The sequence below is a fragment of the Ponticaulis profundi genome (genome assembly GCF_042659465.1).
In the GTDB taxonomy this organism is placed as follows: domain Bacteria; phylum Pseudomonadota; class Alphaproteobacteria; order Caulobacterales; family Hyphomonadaceae; genus Ponticaulis; species Ponticaulis profundi.
Genome location: NZ_JBHSSW010000056.1, coordinates 1 through 4,278 on the forward strand (window position 1 = coordinate 1; position 4,278 = coordinate 4,278).

At 62.3% G+C, this 4,278-nt stretch carries 4 protein-coding genes; 1 reads left to right on the forward strand and 3 read right to left on the reverse strand.

Going from position 1 to position 4,278, the window contains the following annotated elements; all coding sequences use genetic code 11:
* Window positions 1-103: 103 nt before the first annotated feature.
* Window positions 104-2,587, reverse strand: coding sequence for a heavy metal translocating P-type ATPase (locus tag ACFQDM_RS15805; protein WP_377380676.1), 2,484 nt, complete (start codon window positions 2,585-2,587; stop codon window positions 104-106).
* Between the two features lie 166 nt (window positions 2,588-2,753).
* On the opposite strand from ACFQDM_RS15805, the gene ACFQDM_RS15810 reads away from it, so the two are divergent.
* On the forward strand, window positions 2,754-2,942 hold the full coding sequence (locus ACFQDM_RS15810) for a heavy-metal-associated domain-containing protein (protein WP_046001742.1): 189 nt from the start codon (window positions 2,754-2,756) through the stop codon (window positions 2,940-2,942).
* Between the two features lie 202 nt (window positions 2,943-3,144).
* Here ACFQDM_RS15810 and ACFQDM_RS15815 read toward each other — a convergent pair whose 3' ends face one another.
* Entirely contained in the window at window positions 3,145-3,600 is a 456-nt protein-coding gene (locus tag ACFQDM_RS15815; RefSeq protein WP_377380679.1) for a DUF411 domain-containing protein, read from the reverse strand.
* Window positions 3,597-4,058: a Cu(I)-responsive transcriptional regulator gene (gene cueR, locus ACFQDM_RS15820; protein ID WP_084693929.1), complete on the reverse strand. Its 462-nt coding sequence runs from the start codon at window positions 4,056-4,058 to the stop codon at window positions 3,597-3,599. Before cueR ends, ACFQDM_RS15815 begins: the two co-directional genes overlap by 4 nt.
* Window positions 4,059-4,278: the final 220 nt, after the last annotated feature.

The following is a 4,278-nucleotide window of genomic DNA, read 5'->3' on the forward strand; positions in this document are numbered from 1 at the left end:
ATGCCGGGGGCGACCGCCCTGCAAGATCAGGGGGGTCGCCCATAGCTGCGGATCATATTGGCAAAGAACCGGGCCTCTGGAAGGCCCCGCTCTTTAGAGGTTTTCAGACTTCATGCAACACTCCAGGTGAATAACGCTTCAGCCGAAGGGCATTTCCAAGGACAAAGACGGACGACAGCGCCATGGCCCCGGCCGCAAAGACTGGTGACAAAAGAACGCCAAAGGCCGGCCACAACACGCCTGCTGCCACCGGGATCAGGGCGGCGTTATAGGCGAACGCCCAGAACAGGTTCTGCCGGATATTGCGCATCGTGGCCTTAGAGAGCGCGATCGCGTCCGACACGGCGGTCAGACGACCGGTCATCAGCACCACATCCGCGGCCTCGATCGCAATATCGGTGCCCGTGCCGACGGCAAGACCGACATCAGCCTCGGCCAGGGCCGGGGCGTCGTTGATGCCATCGCCGACATAAGCGACCCGGCCAAGTGCCTGCAGCCGTTTGACCGCGGCCACCTTTCCGTCGGGCAGCACCTCGGCCACGACCTCATCGATGCCCAGTTGGCGCGCGATGGCCTGCGCCGTGCGGGCGTTGTCGCCGGTGATCATCGCGACCTTCAGGCCAAGCGCGTGCAAGGCACGGATGGCCTGCGGCGCCGTCTTCTTGATCGGGTCGGCCACGGCCAGGATCGCTGCCAGACGGCCATCGATGGCCGCATAGAGCGGGGACTTACCCTCTTCGGCCAACTGCGCTGCGACGTCGGCGAAAAGTGCTACATCTAGACCGAGCTTCGTCATGAAGCGATCGGCGCCGATGTCGACCGTTTGGGTTCCCGCCTGCGCCTGGACGCCATAGCCGGTCTGCGACGTGAACCCGGACACATGCGGCAATGTCAGACCCTCTTCGGCCGCTGCCGCAACGATGGCGCGCGCGATCGGATGTTCGGACTTTGCCTCCACGGCGGCAACAGCCGCAAGCACGGAGGCGCGATCGAAACCGGGGGCGAGGTTCAGGTCGGTCAGTCGGGGGCGACCTTCGGTCAGCGTTCCGGTCTTGTCGAAGGCCACGACGCGAACCTCCTGAAGGGCCTGCAACGCCTCTCCCTTCCGGAACAGAATCCCCAGCTCTGCGCCCCGCCCGGTGCCGACCATGATCGAGGTCGGTGTCGCAAGGCCCATCGCGCAGGGGCAGGCGATGATCAGCACCGCCACGGCATTTACGAGCCCAAAGGTCAGTGCAGGATCGGGGCCGACGATCAGCCAGACGGCAAAGGTCAGCGTCGCCAAGGCCATCACGGCCGGCACGAACCACATCGTCACCCGGTCCACCAGCGCCTGGATCGGCAGCTTGCCGCCCTGAGCGGCCTCGACCATGCGGATGATCTGCGCCAGTATCGTGGCCTCGCCGACAGCAGTGGCGCGAAAGGTGAAGGCGCCGGTCTGGTTGATGGTGCCGCCGGTGACGGTGCTGCCGATGGTCTTTTCGACCGGGACGGGTTCACCCGAGATCATGCTCTCGTCGATCCAGCTGGCGCCGTCCGTCACGTCGCCGTCGACAGGTACCCGCTCGCCCGGGCGGACCTCAACGATATCGCCCGGCCGCACTTCGGCAATCGGCACTTCAATCACGATGTCGGCGCGGACCACCCGGGCCGTCTTGGCCTGCAGGCCGACAAGCCGCTTGATCGCCTCGGAGGTCCGGCCCTTGGCGCGGGCCTCCAGATACCGGCCAAGCAGGATCAGGGTGACGATGACCGCCGCCGCCTCGTAATAGACATTCACCGTGCCTGCGGGCAGCAGGGCAGGAACAAAGGTGGCAACCAGAGAATAGCCATAGGCTGCCGAAGTGCCAACCGCGACCAGGCTGTTCATGTCCGGAGCCAGCCGGGCCAATGCGGGAAAGCCCTTGGTGTAGAACCGTCGCCCGGGGCCGAGCAGCACTGCTGTGGTCAGGGCGAACTGCAGATACCAGCTGTTCTGCATGCCGATGGTGTTCATCACCGCCATATGCACCCATGTGAACAGGTGCGAGCCCATCTCAAGCAGGAAGACGGGCAACGTCAGCGCCGCGGCGATCCACAGGTCGCGCTTCAAGGCTGCCTCCTCGGCTGCCTTCCGGTCCGCGACTTCATCCGACACCGCAGAGGCCGAGACAGCGATCCGCGCGTCATAGCCGGCGCTATCGATCGCGCGGATCAGGGCTGCGGCATCCGCCTGACCAGTGATATGGGCCCGTTCGGTGGCCAGGTTGACCGTGGCCTCGGTCACGCCCGGCACGGATTTCAGCGCGCGTTCCACCCGGGACACGCAGGACGCACAGGTCATCCCCTCGATAGCCAGATCGATTGCGGGTGAGCGGACATCATAGCCGACGGTCTCGACCGCCCTGACCAGCGCTGACCGGTCCAGATTTAGACCAGCGATCTCTGCCCGTTCCGTGGCGAGGTTCACGGATGCCGTCTCGACCCGCGGTACCGCCTTCAGCGCCCGCTCTACTCGTCCGACACAGGACGCGCAGGTCATGCCCTCTATGTCCAAGACGACTGTCGAATGCAGGTCGGGTTTCATGTCGCTGCTGCTGATGTTCATGACGGATCACCTTCTAAAGCTTGTTCCGCTTTTACAGATGGGCATTCCCATCATGGGAAGGTCAAGCGTGAAGGCCGGAATACAATCGCGCGCTCTGTCATTGACCTTACCAGCATTGGAAACCCTATCTCGAGCCTGATGAGATCAATGTTCAAAGGAGGTCCTCATGCAGTTCCACATTGAAACCATGACCTGTGGCGGTTGTGCGCGCGGCGTCACCAAGGCCATCCAGTCCGTCGATCCGGCAGCAGATGTGAAAGCTGATCCTGCAACGCACACGGTCGATGTCACTTCGACCGCGTCGCGTGAGCAGTTGGTCGCAGTGCTGACGGATGCTGGTTTCGCACCGGCATAAGGAACGGCAGACGAAAGGCCCTTCCGCAAGGAAGGGCCTGACACCGAGTGATCCTGTGCAAGCGCATGGAACACTGATGTGATCAACGACCTGATCGGGGGGCAGTGGCCTGCCCGCTCAGATCGGCAGGCGATCCGGTTTTGAGATCAGATTTCGTCTCCAGATCGGCCACGTCCCGACGCAGGCTGTGCCATGACAACCTTCAATATCGCGCAAAGACGTCAGTGCCCGATGCGTTCCAGAGGATGACATCGAACGGTTCGGTCTGATCGCCCATCTCCATGCCGGGCGACCCGATCGGCATTCCGGGAACCGCCAAACCAAACGCATCAGGCTTCTGATCCAGAAGGGTGCGGATCGCGTCTGCCGGAACGTGGCCCTCAAGGACATAGCCATCGACAAGAGCAGTGTGACAGGACCGAAGAGGCTGAGGCACAGCATGCTGATCCTTGAATGCGTCGACGTCATCCGAGAGGGTTTCCTCGACCGTGAATCCGGCGTCGCGCAAATGATCGATCCACGCGCCGCAGCAGCCACAGGCGGGTGATCGAACCACTGCAATCAGGGTGCTTTCAGGCATGGGTAAGGCGCTCAGGACAGCGCTTGCCGGTGCCAGAGCCGCTGCCAGCGTTCCGATAAAAAGACGTCTGTTGATCATGATATAAGCCTTTCCTTGATCGTCATTGGCTTTTGCATCCGCCGTTTGCGGTTGGCCTGCGTCGGATCTGCCCGCGTCTCCAGGTTCTGCAGGATGGGGCAGTCCGGGCGATCGTCACCTGCACAACATCGGGCCAGTTCCTCCAAGGTATCGGCCATCTCCTTCAGGTGCATGATCTTCTGCCGTAAGTCCTGAGCCCGAGCTTGCGCCAGAGCCTTCACGTCAGCGCTGCGCCGGTCAGTGTTACGCCACAGATCCAGCAGTTCGGTGATCTCACTGATCGGAAAACCAAGATCCCGCGCCCGCGCGATGAACCGCAGCATGTGGACGTCGGCATCGGCATAATCGCGATACCCTGAAGCCGTGCGCGCGGCTGCGGGGATCAGCCCGATCTGCTCGTAGTAGCGGATCATCTTGGCCGATACGCCCGAACGATAAGACGCGTCTCCGATGTTCATGGGCTTAGCTCCGTGTTGTCTATAAGACATATATGGGGCTTCCTATCATGGGAAGGTCAAAAGCTGCACGGTCCCCTTCTGAGGATGTCATCCTAGGAATGTCCGAGAGAAAGCCGCGCGGGCAATGCCGCGCGGCTCAAAGTGGGCTCAGTTGGCGTTTTCAGCCAACCAGGTAGTCATCTGCTCGATCTCACCGACTTGGGCGTCGATGATCTCTTGC

Coding starts and splice junctions, on each gene's coding strand:
- ACFQDM_RS15810 (WP_046001742.1), top strand. CDS start 2,754: ATGCAGTTCCACATTGAAACCATGACCTGTGGCGGTTGTGCGCGCGGC.
- ACFQDM_RS15815 (WP_377380679.1), bottom strand. CDS start 3,600: ATGATCAACAGACGTCTTTTTATCGGAACGCTGGCAGCGGCTCTGGCA.
- cueR (WP_084693929.1), bottom strand. CDS start 4,058: ATGAACATCGGAGACGCGTCTTATCGTTCGGGCGTATCGGCCAAGATG.
- ACFQDM_RS15805 (WP_377380676.1), bottom strand. CDS start 2,587: ATGAACATCAGCAGCAGCGACATGAAACCCGACCTGCATTCGACAGTC.